At 45.1% G+C, this 15,435-nt stretch carries 15 protein-coding genes; 9 read left to right on the forward strand and 6 right to left on the reverse strand.

The features are described 5' to 3' along the window. Positions 1 to 111 precede the first annotated feature (111 nt). From AVL57_RS17610 to AVL57_RS17630, 5 genes are read left to right on the forward strand one after another with little or no spacing between them, the layout of a single operon-like run. Positions 112 to 1,362: an HlyD family secretion protein gene (locus AVL57_RS17610; RefSeq protein WP_232363264.1), complete on the forward strand. Its 1,251-nt coding sequence runs from the start codon at positions 112 to 114 to the stop codon at positions 1,360 to 1,362. Between the two features lie 2 nt (positions 1,363 to 1,364). After that, positions 1,365 to 3,578, forward strand: a complete 2,214-nt coding sequence (locus tag AVL57_RS17615; protein ID WP_138118235.1) for a peptidase domain-containing ABC transporter — start codon at positions 1,365 to 1,367, stop codon at positions 3,576 to 3,578. Next, positions 3,578 to 3,889: a helix-turn-helix domain-containing protein gene (locus tag AVL57_RS17620; RefSeq protein WP_057795759.1), complete on the forward strand. Its 312-nt coding sequence runs from the start codon at positions 3,578 to 3,580 to the stop codon at positions 3,887 to 3,889. Before AVL57_RS17615 ends, AVL57_RS17620 begins: the two co-directional genes overlap by 1 nt. A 48-nt stretch (positions 3,890 to 3,937) precedes the next feature. Next, entirely contained in the window at positions 3,938 to 4,162 is a 225-nt protein-coding gene (locus AVL57_RS17625) for a hypothetical protein (RefSeq protein WP_057795757.1), read from the forward strand. Positions 4,163 to 4,215: 53 nt separating this feature from the next. After that, positions 4,216 to 5,133, forward strand: a complete 918-nt coding sequence (locus tag AVL57_RS17630; RefSeq protein WP_057795755.1) for an ATP-grasp domain-containing protein — start codon at positions 4,216 to 4,218, stop codon at positions 5,131 to 5,133. A gap of 54 nt (positions 5,134 to 5,187) precedes the next feature. Here AVL57_RS17630 and hslU read toward each other — a convergent pair whose 3' ends face one another. The 4 genes from hslU to priA all read right to left on the reverse strand — a co-directional run bounded on the left by hslU (position 5,188) and on the right by priA (position 10,278). Further along, a complete protein-coding gene (gene hslU / locus AVL57_RS17635; protein ID WP_057795753.1) occupies positions 5,188 to 6,516 on the reverse strand; it encodes an ATP-dependent protease ATPase subunit HslU in 1,329 nt (442 codons plus the stop codon). Positions 6,517 to 6,595: 79 nt separating this feature from the next. Further along, positions 6,596 to 7,120, reverse strand: a complete 525-nt coding sequence (gene hslV, locus AVL57_RS17640) for an ATP-dependent protease subunit HslV (protein WP_013786271.1) — start codon at positions 7,118 to 7,120, stop codon at positions 6,596 to 6,598. Positions 7,121 to 7,374: 254 nt separating this feature from the next. Continuing rightward, positions 7,375 to 7,944 (reverse strand): SPOR domain-containing protein, encoded by a 570-nt coding sequence (locus tag AVL57_RS17645; protein ID WP_057795751.1) that lies wholly within the window; start codon positions 7,942 to 7,944, stop codon positions 7,375 to 7,377. A 129-nt stretch (positions 7,945 to 8,073) separates the two neighbouring features. Further along, positions 8,074 to 10,278 (reverse strand): primosomal protein N', encoded by a 2,205-nt coding sequence (priA, locus tag AVL57_RS17650; RefSeq protein ID WP_057795749.1) that lies wholly within the window; start codon positions 10,276 to 10,278, stop codon positions 8,074 to 8,076. 312 nt (positions 10,279 to 10,590) lie between these two features. Here priA and rpmE point away from each other — a divergent pair, with 312 nt between their 5' ends. Continuing rightward, positions 10,591 to 10,803, forward strand: coding sequence for a 50S ribosomal protein L31 (rpmE, locus tag AVL57_RS17655; protein ID WP_013786275.1), 213 nt, complete (start codon positions 10,591 to 10,593; stop codon positions 10,801 to 10,803). 114 nt (positions 10,804 to 10,917) lie between these two features. Here the strand turns inward: rpmE and AVL57_RS17660 are convergent, their stop codons facing one another. Continuing rightward, positions 10,918 to 11,232 carry a hypothetical protein gene (locus AVL57_RS17660; protein WP_057795747.1) on the reverse strand — a complete coding sequence of 105 codons (315 nt, stop codon included), beginning with the start codon at positions 11,230 to 11,232 and terminating at the stop codon, positions 10,918 to 10,920. Positions 11,233 to 11,604: 372 nt separating this feature from the next. On the opposite strand from AVL57_RS17660, the gene AVL57_RS17665 reads away from it, so the two are divergent. Then, positions 11,605 to 12,846, forward strand: coding sequence for a malic enzyme-like NAD(P)-binding protein (locus AVL57_RS17665; protein WP_057795745.1), 1,242 nt, complete (start codon positions 11,605 to 11,607; stop codon positions 12,844 to 12,846). A gap of 78 nt (positions 12,847 to 12,924) precedes the next feature. On the opposite strand, the gene metJ is transcribed toward AVL57_RS17665, so the two are convergent. Further along, the gene (gene metJ / locus AVL57_RS17670; protein WP_013786278.1) at positions 12,925 to 13,251 is read right to left on the reverse strand and encodes a met regulon transcriptional regulator MetJ; all 327 of its coding nucleotides are present in this window, start codon (positions 13,249 to 13,251) and stop codon (positions 12,925 to 12,927) included. A gap of 151 nt (positions 13,252 to 13,402) precedes the next feature. Here metJ and metF point away from each other — a divergent pair, with 151 nt between their 5' ends. Together metF and AVL57_RS17680 are read left to right on the forward strand one after the other, a co-directional pair. After that, positions 13,403 to 14,287 carry a methylenetetrahydrofolate reductase gene (gene metF / locus AVL57_RS17675; protein ID WP_013786279.1) on the forward strand — a complete coding sequence of 295 codons (885 nt, stop codon included), beginning with the start codon at positions 13,403 to 13,405 and terminating at the stop codon, positions 14,285 to 14,287. Positions 14,288 to 14,446: 159 nt separating this feature from the next. Continuing rightward, positions 14,447 to 15,331, forward strand: coding sequence for a virulence factor BrkB family protein (locus AVL57_RS17680; RefSeq protein ID WP_057795743.1), 885 nt, complete (start codon positions 14,447 to 14,449; stop codon positions 15,329 to 15,331). The last annotated feature ends 104 nt before the right edge of the window (positions 15,332 to 15,435 follow it).

Genomic DNA, 15,435 nt, shown 5'->3' on the forward strand with positions numbered 1-15,435 from the left:
TCGGTATTCAGGTTTTCGCTGCTTAAAAAGTGTCGATTACTGATTAAGCGCTATGTCCACAGGGAAATGGCAACTGAATACCATTTTTTTAATTTCATGGGATGAACTGTTATGAGAAAAGGACTATTCCGTCATCAGGCAATGCAGCCTACTTCGTCATTTCAAGGTGAATTGCTGATGACGCCTCGACCGTCCCATATGGGAATAACCGCGATACTACTTTTATGGATAGTGTGTTTGGGGGTATACCTCACTACGGGTAGTTATGCCCGAAAAGCCACAGTTGAAGGTTGGTTAGAGCCCTCTCATGGCGTACTAAGGTTGTACGCCGACTCCCGTAAAGGCCGCATTTCCCAAGTGTATGTCAGCGAGGGGCAAAAAGTTTTGAAAGGCGAACCATTACTATCGATTGAATACGGGGTTCAGCAGCCACAAGGTGAAACCGTAGAGCTAAAACTGCAACAAGAGCTTCTAGCTAAAAAGCAGCGAATAACCGACTCTTTGACGCGTACCATTACTATTCATAAAAACAGCCACGTGCAGCTAGTAAAGCAACTTGAGCACGCACAAACAGACGCCGATTCAATACGCCATATTTTAGCGATTTCTCATCAACAGTGGCAGTTAGCGCACAATCATTTTACCTCACTTGAAGTGCTGCGCGATGCCGGCCATGTAAGTAACGCAGATTTCGATAGTTATAAATTGGAGCTTTTGAGTAGCCAGCAACAATGGAAACAAGCTGAGCGGAACAACCTAAAAAGCGAAGCTGAAGTAAGCCGACTGACATATGAAATTGCCGGCTTACCCGAGATACAAGCCAATGAGCGCACTGCACACGAAAACCAACTGAGTGATATCAACCAACAGTTACTAACGTTAAATCGCGATCGGCAGCGCATTCTATATGCAACGCAAAATGGTGTGGTTTCAAGTCTGCAAGCAAGTACTGGATTAATGGTCGATCAGAACAGGCCGCTACTTAGCTTACTTCCAGAGAATTCACCAATAGAAGCACGATTGTTGGTGCCCGTGCGCGCCGCCGGATTTATTGCTAGCGGGCAACAACTCGCGATTCGTTACGATGCCTTTCCCTATCAGAAATTTGGTTTGCAAGAGGGGCAGATAACGAGCATTTCTGAAACTATTTTACTGCCTGGTGAATGGGCGAACGCGCCTTTAACCGTAAGCGAACCCGCCTATTTGGTTACCGCTAGAGTAAGCAGCGACGCCATTATTGCCTATGGAAATCCGGTAATGCTTAAGGCTGGAATGACATTTTCAGCAGACGTTGCGCTTAGCCAGCGTAGCTTACTGGAATGGATCTTAGAGCCGCTTCTAAGCGTCACTAAAAGGTTGTGATTATGAATATTACTCACGGTTTTGCTTCACCTGTACTCAGCGCTTTATCACCTAAAAACAAAGTACCAGTTGTGCTTCAAACTGAAGCCGCTGAATGTGGCTTAGCCTGTGTCAGCATGGTGGCACAATATTATGGTGACAAACGGGATATGACCCACCTTCGCCAGCGCATTAGCGTTTCACTTCGTGGTATTACACTTAAAGATATTATGGATATCGCGCAGCAAATGGCATTTCAATGTCGTGCGCTAAAAATTGAGCCACAGGATTTATCTCAACTAACCCTGCCAGCAATACTACATTGGGACATGCGTCATTTCGTTGTTTTGACTAACGTAGGGCGTGAACGATTTACCATACACGATCCGAGTATTGGCAAACGCACCTTCACCTTCGACGAGGCAAGTAAACATCTAACAGGAATAGCGTTAGAAATTACGCCTAAAGACAATTTTTCGCCGCCTCCGGTAAAGCCTTTACTAAAACTAAGAGACTTTTTTACCCGCACCATAGGGTTCAAACGTAACTTAGCGACCTTGCTTGCGCTGTCTGCCTTGCTGCAACTTTTTGCATTGGCATCTCCCTATTACGTACAAACCGTTGTTGATGATGTGTTGTTGCAAGGAAACCAAGCGCTGCTAACCGCACTTGCCATTGGGTTTACTTTCTTACTACTGATAAGCATCTTCACCAGAGTGTTGCGACGCTTTCTGATCCTTGCTGTATCAAGCCGACTTCAACTTCAAATGTCCGCCTCGGTCTTTCAACATTTGCTTTCGCTACCGCTGGATTTTTTTGCTAAAAGGCACGTGGGCGATGTGGTGTCTCGTTTTGGCTCCCTCGCGCATATTCGTGAGTTTCTCACCACTGGACTTGTCACAGCCTTGCTCGACGGTGTCATGGCTATTATTACCCTTGTCGTGATGGCACTTTACTCTGTAAAACTCACGCTATGTGTGGTGCTAGTAGTGGCGATATATCTACTTTTCCGCATTGCATTAATACCTATCACTAAGCGGCTCACAACAGAAAAAATTGCGTTAGGCGCCACCGAGCAAAGCCACTTTATGGAAAGCGTTCGAGGCATGTTGCCTATTCGTGTATACCGCCAAGAATCGCAGCGCCATAGCCAGTGGCAAAACAAGTTAGTCGCCACTTTAAATAAAGATATTAGTTTAGGAAAACTCAATATTGGCAGCGACGCGGTAAACCAAGTGTTATTTGGTCTTGAGAACATCGCTGTAATCTTTATAGCGGCCTCTTTGGTGATGGATAATATGCTGACCGTAGGAATGATGCTTGCCTTCATTGCTTACAAAACCAAATTTACTGCTGCGGTAGACGGGCTAGTGTCTAAATTTATCGAATTACGAATGCTGGCCGTTCACTTTTCTCGCCTGAGCGATATTGTACTAACAGAGCCTGCTGAAACCACCTTGTTGTCACAACAACCTAGCGCTTATTCAAACGCAACCCCAGTACCTGCAGCCGCCACTTCTAATGCTATTGCCTCTAGTACTCCTGCTATTCATTTAAAAGCTCACAATCTTAGTTATCGGTATGGGGAGGGGTGTAACTGTATTTTTGAAAACCTTAATTTATCGGTTAAAGCAGGGGAAATCATTGCCATCGTTGGAGCAAGCGGAAGTGGAAAAAGCACCTTACTTAAATGTCTGATGGGGCTATATGCTCCCTCTGAGGGAACGGTTAGTCACAATATGATTTCATCATCAAATCACGCGCCAACCATCGCTTCTGTGCTGCAAGAAGACATGTGCTTATCCGGCTCTATGGCTGAAAACATCAGTTGTTTTGATGAAATACCTAATCAAGAAAAGATCGTCCGGGCCGCCCAGTTAGCCTGTATCCATGACGAAATTTGTGCCATGCCTATGCAATATCACTCGTTAGTCGGTGATATGGGAAGCAGCTTAAGTGGTGGTCAGAAGCAACGGCTTTTATTAGCTAGAGCACTCTACCGCTCTCCCGATATTCTTTTTCTTGATGAAGCAAGCAGCCATTTAGATATTCAAAATGAGCACATCATCAATACTCATCTAAAGGCACTGAATATTACCCGCATTATGGTTGCCCATCGGCCTCAAACAATTGCCCTTGCGGATACTGTCTATCAGTTAGTAGACGGCACTCTGCAGCGATACCCAGCTTCTGAAATAGTAGAAGAAAATGATAATACCCCACTAGGAGATTCATAATGATAACCCCCGAAGTTAGAGAATCTACACCCTTACTCACCGATATTGAGCGTCAACAAATCGTTGAGCATGTAGAGAACTTAAATAGTACTGCCCTTCCTATCGACACCTTGTCTAAACGCGAGCTTCAGGTTGCGCGAAAGATCATGGAAGGGCTATCGAATAAAGCGATAGCGACAGAGCTATTTATTAGCGAGCGAACGGTTAAGTTCCACTGTGCCAATATTTACAAAAAATTAAAAATAAGCAGCCGCACCGCGCTTATCGCGAGTTGCTTTCGATCGATTTACCACCCCTTAAGGTTGGCTTAACCGCTAGCTTTTTAAATCACACTAAAACGCTTTTATAAGGAGCGAAAAATGCAACATAACACGCAAAACCATACACACAAAAATACACAAAAACATGTACAAACTGCTACTGAATTTCACCTTGCAACCCAAGAACTACTGCAAGTGACTGGCGGCAAGTCTGGCGTATCAACAGGTGCAGATAAAGCGCCAATCCGTCTTATTAAACCACCTGTCTATATCACCCTAGCGATTGGTGAGGACGGCGGACAATTACCCGATTTATTGTCATAGCAGATTAAGGAGGTTAAGCAGTCCTCCTTTTACCATTTAGAAAGGATATTTCAATGCAGATTGCATTAATAGGGAGCGAGAATGACCCACAAATTCTTCATGTGGCTGAAGCCTTAATAGCCGATAAAAACGAGCCCTGTATTATCAACACCAACTACTTTGGTAAGCACTGGCAGCTCAGTTACGATCCGGATTATAATGATGGTCTTTTGCATTTTAACCAGCCTACGCGCAACGGGCTTTTTCGAATTCCGCTATCAGACATCACATCTGCCTATTGGCACCAATATATTCCTCCCTCGGTGAGCGCCTCTGACAATGTGTCTTCGCAATGGTTAGATCAAGAATATGCCAGCACCTTGTTATGTTGGTTTTTATTCAGTGAAACTAAGTGGGTTAATGGTATTGACGCCATTCGCGCTCATCACTGCAAACCCATTCAGCTGCGAATGGCAAAAAAGCTAGGGGCTAAGGTGCCATATACCTATATAGGCAACGCTAGTGATGTTGCTCTACAGTTTTGTGCGAATATAGACGAGGTGGTTTACAAGCCCGTGAAAGGCGGCGAAACAGCGAAATTCATGCAACAGGGCTATGATACTCGCGGTTTAGTACAGGCTTTGTTAAAAGAGCGCCCTGTGACGTTTCAAGCATTTATTGAAGGGACAAACATTCGCAGTTACGTACTGGGTGATGAAGTCGTCAGTGTACAAATAGACTCTCACGATCTCGATTTCAGGGACGATATAAACGCACGCCCTTTGCTGACCCCCCTTCCTAAACCAATGCAGGATTTATCACGAAAGATATGTTCCGGCTTAGGAATGCATTGGTGTGCTATTGATTGGCGTAAAAATACCAAGGGTGAATATTACTTTTTGGAAGCTAACCCTTGCCCTTTCTTCTTGTTTGTTGAAAACGAGACTGGCGTTGATATTACTGGGCGTTTAGTGAAATTATTAACCACATAAAAAAAGAGCGCATTTAAATAAATGCGCTCTTTTGTGTATTACTCGTCCAGGGCTTTATAGAATAAAGCGAGACAGATCTTCGTTTTCTACTAGCGACTCTAAGTGGCTGTTTACGTAGTCTTCGTCAATCACAAAAGACTCACCGCTTTTTTCAGACGCATCAAATGAAATATCTTCCATTAAACGCTCAAGCACTGTGTGTAAACGGCGCGCGCCGATATTCTCAGTACGCTCATTCACTCGCCATGCTGCTTCAGCAATACGCTGAATGCCCGATTCCACGAAATCGATGTTCACACCCTCAGTAAGCATTAGCGCTTTGTACTGTGCGGTAAGCGATGCGTTAGGCTCGGTAAGAATACGCTTGAAATCACCCACTTCTAATGCTGACAACTCAACGCGAATTGGCAAACGGCCTTGAAGCTCAGGAATAAGGTCTGACGGCTTACTCATTTGGAAAGCACCAGAGGCGATAAACAAAATATGGTCTGTTTTTACCATACCGTGTTTAGTCGATACCGTTGAACCTTCTACCAAGGGTAGCAAGTCACGCTGCACACCTTCACGCGATACATCGCCTGACGTATTGCCTTCACGCTTACAGATTTTGTCAATTTCATCCACGAACACAATGCCGTGTTGCTCAACCGACTCAATCGCTTTTTCTTTTAAGTCTTCTTGATTCACCAAACGTGCGGCTTCTTCTTCCACCAGCATTTTCAGTGCATCTTTAATTTTTAGCTTCTTCTTTTTCTTTTGCGAACCTGACAAGTTTTGAAACATGCCTTGAAGCTGATTAGTCATTTCTTCCATTCCAGGAGGCGCCATAATTTCTACGCCTACTTGTGGAAGTGCCACATCAATTTCAATTTCTTTGTCGTCTAAATCGCCTTGGCGAAGCTTTTTACGGAACGCTTGGCGTGTGCCTCTATCTTCAACGTCTTCTTTCTTACCCCATGCATCTTCAGGAGGCGGAATAAGTACGTCAAGAATGCGCTCTTCCGCCGCTTCTTCAGCGCGGAATTTCACCTTTTTCATTTCAGTTTCTTTGGTCATCTTCACGGCAATGTCAGCAAGGTCGCGAATGATGGTTTCTACTTCTTTACCCACATAGCCCACTTCGGTGAACTTAGTGGCTTCAACTTTAATGAACGGCGCATGCGCTAATTTTGCCAAGCGGCGCGCAATTTCGGTTTTACCCACACCTGTTGGGCCAATCATAAGAATATTTTTAGGCGTTACTTCTTGACGCAACTCTGGTTCAAGCTGCATACGGCGCCAGCGGTTTCGAAGTGCAATCGATACCGCACGTTTAGCATCTTGCTGACCAATAATGTGTCGGTCTAGCTCATGAACAATTTCTCTAGGTGTCATTTCAGACATGCATAAACCCTTTTCTGTTTTGGTGCTACTGCATCGATAGCAGGCACAAGTCGCTGTTTATTTTTAGTTAAACAGCCACTTAGTAATCGAGTACGTCTACCGTTTGACTATGGTTAGTGAATACGCAGATATCACCGGCTATGGTCAAACTTTTCTCCGCAATTTCTTTTGCAGTCAGTTCGGTGTTTTCCAGCAAAGCAATAGCAGAAGCTTGGGCATAGTTGCCGCCTGAACCAATAGCAATCAGGTCATTTTCTGGCTGAACTACGTCGCCGTTACCGGTAATGATGAAAGACGCGGTTTCATCGGCTACGGCTAATAAGGCTTCTAGCTTGCGCAGCATGCGATCGGTTCGCCAATCTTTGGCAAGTTCGACCGCCGCCTTGGTCAAATGACCTTGGTGGGCTTCAAGTTTTGCTTCAAAGCGTTCAAAAAGGGTGAAGGCATCGGCGGTGCCGCCTGCAAAGCCAGCTAATACTTTATCGTGGTACAAGCGGCGCACTTTACGTGCATTACCTTTCATTACGGTATTGCCGAGTGACACCTGACCATCGCCAGCCATCACAACTTGATTTCCACGTCTTACAGATACAATCGTTGTCACGTTTAATCCCCGTTTAAGGTGGGCGCTATCGCAGACTCGGGCGATAACTGAAAAAAGACTTTGTTATGAAATGGGGGAAGGGTTTTCGTTTTCAAGGGGGGAGAGATTAAAGGGTATATCGATTAGCGCGTTAATTGCCGTAGGTTAACTTCCACCACAAATAATGGTGGAAGTGTTATTGGCTAAGTGACACTGAAGATTTAAAGCGTACCTTTACTCGTCGTAGGCTTGCTACCTTGATAATCTTGTACGATTTATAAGTTCCAGTACCAGATTTGGCAGGTCGCGATATTCACTTTACGAAGGCTGTGCTTGGCTTTCTCGGCATCACGTTTCGATTCAAATGGCCCTAGAATAACCCTGAACCACTCGCCGTTGCTGCCAGAGCTTTGGCGAATAAGGGCTTCTAAACCTTGGAAGGCGATTTTGGCTTTCATCTCTTCTGCTTGGGCACGGGTTCTGAACGACGCACACTGCATAAGGTATCGTTTGTCAGACTTTTCCTGTTCAGCCACGTCTACTTCTACTTCATACCCAGGCAGAGTACGAATATATTCCCACTCTTCTTTCGGTAATTCGGGCAAGGCTTCTTGTATAGGCGCCACAGGGCGTACAACTTCGGTATCTACCTCAGAACTCGCGTTGTCTTTAATAGACCATAAGAAAACCGCAAAGCCGATTAGTAATATCACCACGATGGCCAAACGAACAATAGGGAATGCGGCCGTGGGCGCACCTTTCACCTGAGATTTACCGCGCTTTTTATTATCCGGCTTCTTTTTTTGTGGTGCTTTACCACGAGATACATAATCGCGTTGAGCCATATTCGGCAGTTTTCCTACTACTTATCGTTATTTTAAACGGGGGATGCCATTGTACGAAGACATAGTGCACAACCCTGAAACACTTGTATACATCAGTGTTGAGATTTTACCGTAATCAGAACCCGTGTGCTAACTGAAATCGGTAGGATCGATATCTACCGACCACCGTACCTTTGCTGCCTGAGGTAGCCCTTGTAAATAAGGTAGTGCTAAGCGTAAAGCGTTATGTAACGGCGCACGTTTTTCATGGCTGCACACCAGCATAAAGCGAAAACGCCCCTGGCGCTTTTCAATCAAGCAAGGAAACGGCCCCGTCATTTGCGGTACTAAGCCGCTCAGACTTGTGTTTGCAGCATTTGAGTTTAACAGCACACCTCTAGCCTGTTGCAGGAAAGCATAGGCCGATGAGCTCTCTGTTGCCTCAGCTCTGATCACAAATTGGCTAATATAAGGAGGCAATGCAGACGCTTTTCGCTCCATCAAGGCATGGCGAGCAAAATGGGCGTAGCCGTTGTTCACCAAATCTTGTAGCAAAGGATGGTGAGGGTTGTGGGTTTGCAGCCACATTTCTCCTGGTTTACTGGCACGCCCTGCTCGCCCAGCAAGCTGTGTGACTAGCTGCGCTAGCTTTTCTGGCGCCCGAAAATCAGCACTAAATAGCGCGCCATCACAATCTAAAACCACCACGAGTGTAACGTGGGGAAAGTGATGCCCTTTTGATAAAATTTGCGTGCCCACCAGTATTTGGTGCTCTTGACGGTTAATCGCATCAAGGGTTTGATGTAGTTTGTCTTTGCCTCTTACTGTATCGCTGTCTATACGCACGTGTTTGGCATCAGGGAAGAGCTTCATTAACCCTTCCTCTACCTGCTCGGTGCCCGTCCCTGCCGTCACCATTTCATGGCTGTGGCAAGCTTCACACTCTTTGGGCATAGATCGGGTTGCACCACAGTGGTGGCATTGCAGTCTGTTTTGCCCTTTATGCACGGTATAAGGTCTGTCACACCGCTTACACATCGCCGTGGTGCCACAGTGATGACATAAAAGAGCTGGGGCATAGCCCCGTCTATTTACAAAAACCAGAATCTGATTTCCAGCATTCACATGCTGGCGCATAATCGTCAGCAAGCCTTCTGAAATACCGTAATGAATAGGCTGGTCTCGGGCATCTAGCAAGTACTGCTTAGTACTTTGTGCCCCTGCGGCGCGGCGAGTTAGCTGTAAATGCGCAAAGCGACCAGTCAATGCGTTGTTTAATGTCTCAAGCGCAGGTGTCGCACTGCCGAGTAGTAAAGGGATGCTGTGCTCCTTAGCACGCATGGCCGCTAAGTCTCGCGCATTATACCTAAGCCCGTCTTGTTGCTTGAACGACTCATCATGCTCTTCATCTACGATAATCATGCCAGGGTTTTTAAGCGGCGTAAAAATAGCTGAGCGCGTACCAATAATAATACCTAACTCACCTGCTCTAGCTCGCTGCCAAACAGACAATCGCGCTGCATCCGTCAATTGAGAATGCAATACGCCTACAGGAATATTAAAACGCTTTTCGAACCGTGAAACAGTCTGCGGCGTTAAACCAATTTCAGGCACTAAAATAAGCACTTGTTTACCGGCTTTAAGCAAAGGTTCGATTGATTGCAGATACACTTCAGTTTTACCGCTACCTGTCACCCCTTCAAGCAAGCTTATGGCAAAGGTACCATGCTGCTGGTTTAGTGCCGCAATCGCTACCCCTTGCTCTTTATCAGGCACCGGCTTTTCGCCAATGTCGAAGGTATCTAACCAGGCTTGCGCCGTGAGTTCAGGCGTAATGTCCACCCGCTCAATAAGAGCTTTATCTATTAACGCTTTCACTACTGCGGGTGAAAAGGTTTTGCGCGCTTCACTTGCAATTAGCGGCGAAGCGACGACAGCCTCTAAACAGGCCATTTGTTTTGGCGCACGGCTTAGACTATCACTATCGGTAGTTCGACCTTCTGGGGTCACTTGAATGTATTGTGCGGGTGATGGCGTGGCTGGCTCGCCTTTTCGTAAAGGCACAGGAAGCATAGCATGTATCACTTCCCCCGGCGCATGGTGGTAATACTGCCATAACCAATGCGCCATTTTTCTTAGCGATTCATCAATAACCGGCACGCTATCTATAACCTCATTAATGGCTTTTATTTTACTGGTGTCATCTATGTCTATACCGGATTCAATCACAATGCCGACCAATTGACGTGGGCCGAATGACACTTTCACCCGCACGCCTGATTGTAAGGTGTCGGTATGAGAATAGGTAAATAGCTGGCGAAGCGGCACAGGTACAGCCACCTGAATGAATACCATTAAATCTGATGCCCCAAAAATTGATAAACGTAAAGTGAGTAGACGTAAATTCAGAACCGCTAATGATCTGGCATTTAAACATAATGTCAAATAAGGGAAGGGAATTTATTCTCGCCAGTGAGTATAGTTAACGCCGCCTCTGTTTACTTCGCATACAAAAAATGCTTGATCACTTACGATGCTTCCTTTATTATGCGCCGCTCTTTTGCGGCTGACTGCAATTTCTGCGGTCGGTCATTGAATTTAAAGTTGCGTATGGTGTTTGGCTTCGGGCCAGATAGCGATACGGCCTCATATTGAAGGTAATCCAAAATGAAAGATGGTATCCACCCAGAATACGCTGAAATGACAGCAACATGTTCTTGCGGCAACGTAATGAAAATCCGTTCTACTCTAGGTAAAGATATTAACCTAGACGTATGTTCTGCATGTCACCCATTCTACACTGGTAAGCAACGTAACGTTGATACCGGTGGTCGTGTTGACCGCTTCAAGAAACGTTTCGGTGCTTTGGGCGCTAAATAAGCTCAGTACTCAGAAACACTATGTTTCTTTAAAAAAAGCGCCTATCGGCGCTTTTTTTGTGTCTGCGCTCCATAGTAAGCTCTACCAATACAGTGCTCGGCGAGTGGAGTGCTCTTAGTGAAAAGCTCGGCGTTTTAAGTGCCGCTCCCAATTGCCGTTACTTTGCGAAGTGCACGCTTGCTCGCTGTCGTAGCGAACACTTTTAATCTGTACCTTCAACGTATCACACACATAAACGAGTTCATCTTCAAATGCTTGGTTCCAATTCGCTGTTAGCGCTTCGCTTTTCTGCTTTTCGGTTTCAAACACCGCAATAATTTCTGGTCTGCGCCAATGCCCCATATGCGTAAGCCATTCAAAGCCAACCGACTCAGATTTTGCCCACTCACACGCCGCCGTTAACGCTTCAATCAGTTTCTTTTCCGACATATTAAGTTACGCTTTCCTTCATCATGTTTTCATTATACCTATTACGTGAATCAGCACCTAAAACGGCCGGTTTAATGCCTATTTTTACAACGCTATCCGATTATCAGTTATGCCTTCATTAATATTCACTTCTATAAAATAGAAATAATGTATTAATTATTAAAGTGTCATTAATATGATGAATGGCAGATATTCGACGATGTCACTGGTCATACAAGCAAGTCTGTCCTAGATTAGAAGGTATAAAAGGCAGATCAGATATGTACTCAAATGACCCTGTGATAGAGTCGAAGACATTCTACTGCGGCAACGCAGATTGCCCTTACGGTAACGAAGATTGCCTAACCCCTACATCGAAGGATATGTTTACTAATGTCAGATTTCAGACAACGTGCACTAGATTATCATGCCAAACCCACGCCAGGTAAAATCAGCGTGGAGCTATCAAAACCAGCCGATAGTGTGGATGATCTTGCTCTGGCTTACAGTCCAGGGGTAGCTGAACCAGTACGAGAAATTGCTGAAGATCCTGATAATGCTTACAAATATACTGCGAAAGGCAACATGGTAGCGGTCATCAGTAATGGTACTGCTATTCTAGGCTTGGGTAATTTGGGGCCGTTAGCTTCTAAGCCGGTGATGGAAGGTAAAGCACTGCTGTTTAAACGCTTTGCTGGGCTTGATGCTATCGATATTGAAGTAAAGCACCGCACCACAGAAGAATTCATTAATACCGTCGCCAATATTGCAGATACGTTTGGTGGTATTAACCTAGAAGATATTAAAGCCCCAGAGTGCTTTGAAATAGAACAAGAACTCATTAAGCGCTGCAATATTCCGGTATTCCATGACGATCAACATGGTACTGCCATTGTAACGGCTGCCGGCATGTTGAACGCCATTGAAATTCAGGGCAAAAATATCGAAAGCGCCAAAATAGTTTGTATGGGTGCGGGTGCAGCAGCGGTAGCCTGTATGGAATTGCTCATTAAATGTGGCGCGCAACGAGAGCGCATTTACATGTTAGATAGAAAAGGGGTTATTCATACGCGCCGTGAAGACCTTACGGAACACAAACGCTTGTTTGCCAACAATACCGATAAACGCACACTTGAAGATGTGATGGAAGGCGCTGATATTTTTGTAGGCGTATCTGGCCCTGATGTATTACCTCCAGAAACGTTGGCGTTAATGGGGCCTAACCCGATTGTTTTTGCCTGCTCTAACCCCGATCCTGAAATTAAGCCTGAATTGGCGCATGAAGTTCGAAATGATTTAATTATGGCTACGGGGCGTTCTGATTACCCTAATCAGGTAAACAATGTGCTGTGTTTCCCGTTCATTTTCCGTGGTGCGCTGGATGTACGCGCAACGGCCATTAACGACGAAATGAAAGTGGCCGCGGTAGAAGCACTTCGTGCTATTACCAAAGAGCCCGTACCAGAATCTGTGTTAGCGGCTAGCAACAGCAAAAGCTTAACCTTTGGCAAAGAATACATTATTCCTAAACCAATGGACCCCCGCCTCTGTGAACGCATAGCCTCTGCAGTGTCAAAAGCGGCGATTGAATCTGGCGTTGCACGACTTCCAGAAGTGCCTAACCGCGCCGAATGAAGGCAATATAAGCGCATATACTGGCGTGTAATTCAGTGTAAAGATTATAAAAAAACGGCAATTTTCATTGCCGTTTTTTTAATCTTCTTGTTCGTTCTCAATAGAAACGTCTATACCCATATCTTCCATTATGCGCCTTGCCTCAGCAGGTACACGATTAGGGTTATCTTTTCTCAAATCTTCGTCATCCGGTAACGGCTGACCTGTAAATGCATGAAGAAACGCTTCACATAACAATTCTGAATTCGTCGCATGACGTAAATTGTTTATCTGCCTACGCGTACGTTCATCGGTTAATGCTTTTAGCACATTAATAGGAATAGAAACGGTGACTTTCTTTACCTGTTCACTCTTTTTACCGTGCTCTGCGTAGGGATGAATATACTTACCGTTCCACTCTGCCATGATGCTAACTCTGTCTGATCTTATTTATGTTATGAAGAGAAATTCTAAACAAGTTGACGAAAAGGTCAATTGAGCAGTGTAAACCTCTTGACGTCTAGACGTAAATTCTTTAATTTAGACGTCTAAACGTCTATAAAAGAGTAATTTTACCATGGTTTCTTACGCACAAGGTGTCGATGCACTCAATCAGTCCCTTTCGGAACTGCGTGATATTGATGTGTCATTCGAGTTTTTTCCACCAAAATCAGAGAAAATGGAACAAACCTTGTGGAAGTCAGTTGAGCGCTTAGCACCGCTAAAACCGAGCTATATGTCGGTAACTTATGGCGCGAATAGTGGTGAGCGCGACCGTACTCATGACGTGGTAAAACGCATTCAGCAGCAAACTGGCGTTGCAGCCGTGCCTCACCTTACTTGTGTTGATGCGAGCAGAGACGAGCTTAGACAGATTGCCCAAGACTACTGGGATTCTGGCATTCGTCGTATTGTTGCTCTTCGTGGTGATTTACCGCCAGGTGTGAAAGATACCGAAATGTATGCCTCTGATTTAGTGGCGCTACTAAAAGATGTAGCCGATTTCGATATCTCAGTGGCCGCTTACCCTGAAAAACACCCTGAAGCGCCTAATGCCCAATTCGACTTACTGAACCTTAAACGCAAAGCAGAAGCCGGTGCGAGCGAAGCAATTTCACAGTTTTTCTTTGACACCAGTGTATTTTTACGTTTTCGTGACCGAGCAGCAGCTGCAGGTATCGACCTAGACTTGGTGCCAGGCATACTGCCGGTAACCAATTATCAGACCTTGGTAAAGTTCGCCGGTTTCACCAACGTACATGTACCTGGGTTCTTACACAAAATGTTTGATGGGCTTGACGATGACGATCAAGCTACTCGGAACCTCATTGGTGCTAACATCGCGATGGATCAGGTTAAGGTACTTGCCAAAGAAGGCGTGAAGCATTTTCATTTTTACACCCTTAACCGTAGTGAGTTGAGCTACGCTATTTGCCACATGCTAGGTGTGCGAGCAGGTTAATTTCGATTAAACCTTTGCTCCTATAGGGCAGACCAGTATACCATTTGCCTATTATCAGGTATTTGAACGACTCGTTTGCCTTGCTGTCACTTTCCTTCGCTGTAAAAAGGTCAAGGTAAGCGGCGAATGGCCAAGGCGAGTAATAACTAGGAGTAAAGTGTGAATTGGGATCGGGTAAAAGCCATCTATCATAAGCTCGCACCACAAGTTGTCGATCTTTTCACTATCTTCATCAAGCGTTGCCGTGAAGACAATATTACCATTTCCGCAGGCCACCTAGCCTACGTTACGCTACTTTCTCTTGTTCCTTTCATCATGGTGACTTTCACCATCATGTCGGCGTTTCCTGCGTTTGCTTCCGTAAGAGGTAAATTAGAATACTTTATCTTTAATAATTTTGTACCTACCGCTAGCGATACAGTTCATGAGTATATGTCTGACTTTGTTGGCAACGCTTCAGAAATGGGCGCTATTGGTATTCTATCGCTACTTGTTGTGGCGCTAATGCTGATATCCAACGTTGATAAAACCCTTAACCGTATTTGGCGTACACAAAGCGATCGTCCTATCGTGTATACCTTTGCCATTTACTGGATGGTGATTACCTTAGGGCCCTTGCTTATCGGCTCTAGCGTGATAATTAGTTCTTATTTAGCAGGTCTAGCTGCTTTCGCCGAAGAATATACCCCTGGGTTAGGCACGTTTTTACTTACTCTTGTACCTAGCTTTGCTGCCATGCTGGCTTTCTTTATTTTGTACATGATAGTACCTAACCGACGTGTTTTTGCCCGTCACGCTATTTCAGGTGCCATATTGGCGACGGTTGCGTTCGAATTAACGAAGTCTGGCTTTGCCCTTTATATTACTAATTTCCCCTCCTATGAGTTGATATACGGTGCGCTAGCCGTAGTACCTATCTTATTTTTGTGGGTCTATATCTCATGGATTTTAGTGCTATTAGGCGCTGAGTTTACGTGTAGCCTGGGCCAAGCGTTTGAAAATAGAAAAGCCGAAGACGAGCCAAGGCAAATTCCAGAGGAATAAAAAAAGGCGTTGTAGGAAACTACAACGCCTTTTTAGTATCGTATTAGCTTGTTAATAGTAGAAACAAGCTAACGACTGATAAGCGACACACTTATTAGTTAGGC

This window comes from Alteromonas stellipolaris, assembly GCF_001562115.1.
Lineage (GTDB): Bacteria > Pseudomonadota > Gammaproteobacteria > Enterobacterales > Alteromonadaceae > Alteromonas > Alteromonas stellipolaris.

What these genes read in the sequence shown, in the direction of transcription:
- AVL57_RS17610 (WP_232363264.1), top strand. Translation starts at nt 112, where the DNA reads ATGAGAAAAGGACTATTCCGTCATCAGGCAATGCAGCCTACTTCGTCA.
- AVL57_RS17615 (WP_138118235.1), top strand. Translation starts at nt 1,365, where the DNA reads ATGAATATTACTCACGGTTTTGCTTCACCTGTACTCAGCGCTTTATCA.
- AVL57_RS17620 (WP_057795759.1), top strand. Translation starts at nt 3,578, where the DNA reads ATGATAACCCCCGAAGTTAGAGAATCTACACCCTTACTCACCGATATT.
- AVL57_RS17625 (WP_057795757.1), top strand. Translation starts at nt 3,938, where the DNA reads ATGCAACATAACACGCAAAACCATACACACAAAAATACACAAAAACAT.
- AVL57_RS17630 (WP_057795755.1), top strand. Translation starts at nt 4,216, where the DNA reads ATGCAGATTGCATTAATAGGGAGCGAGAATGACCCACAAATTCTTCAT.
- hslU (WP_057795753.1), bottom strand. Translation starts at nt 6,516, where the DNA reads ATGTCTGAAATGACACCTAGAGAAATTGTTCATGAGCTAGACCGACAC.
- AVL57_RS17645 (WP_057795751.1), bottom strand. Translation starts at nt 7,944, where the DNA reads ATGGCTCAACGCGATTATGTATCTCGTGGTAAAGCACCACAAAAAAAG.
- priA (WP_057795749.1), bottom strand. Translation starts at nt 10,278, where the DNA reads ATGGTATTCATTCAGGTGGCTGTACCTGTGCCGCTTCGCCAGCTATTT.
- rpmE (WP_013786275.1), top strand. Translation starts at nt 10,591, where the DNA reads ATGAAAGATGGTATCCACCCAGAATACGCTGAAATGACAGCAACATGT.
- AVL57_RS17660 (WP_057795747.1), bottom strand. Translation starts at nt 11,232, where the DNA reads ATGTCGGAAAAGAAACTGATTGAAGCGTTAACGGCGGCGTGTGAGTGG.
- AVL57_RS17665 (WP_057795745.1), top strand. Translation starts at nt 11,605, where the DNA reads ATGTCAGATTTCAGACAACGTGCACTAGATTATCATGCCAAACCCACG.
- metJ (WP_013786278.1), bottom strand. Translation starts at nt 13,251, where the DNA reads ATGGCAGAGTGGAACGGTAAGTATATTCATCCCTACGCAGAGCACGGT.
- metF (WP_013786279.1), top strand. Translation starts at nt 13,403, where the DNA reads ATGGTTTCTTACGCACAAGGTGTCGATGCACTCAATCAGTCCCTTTCG.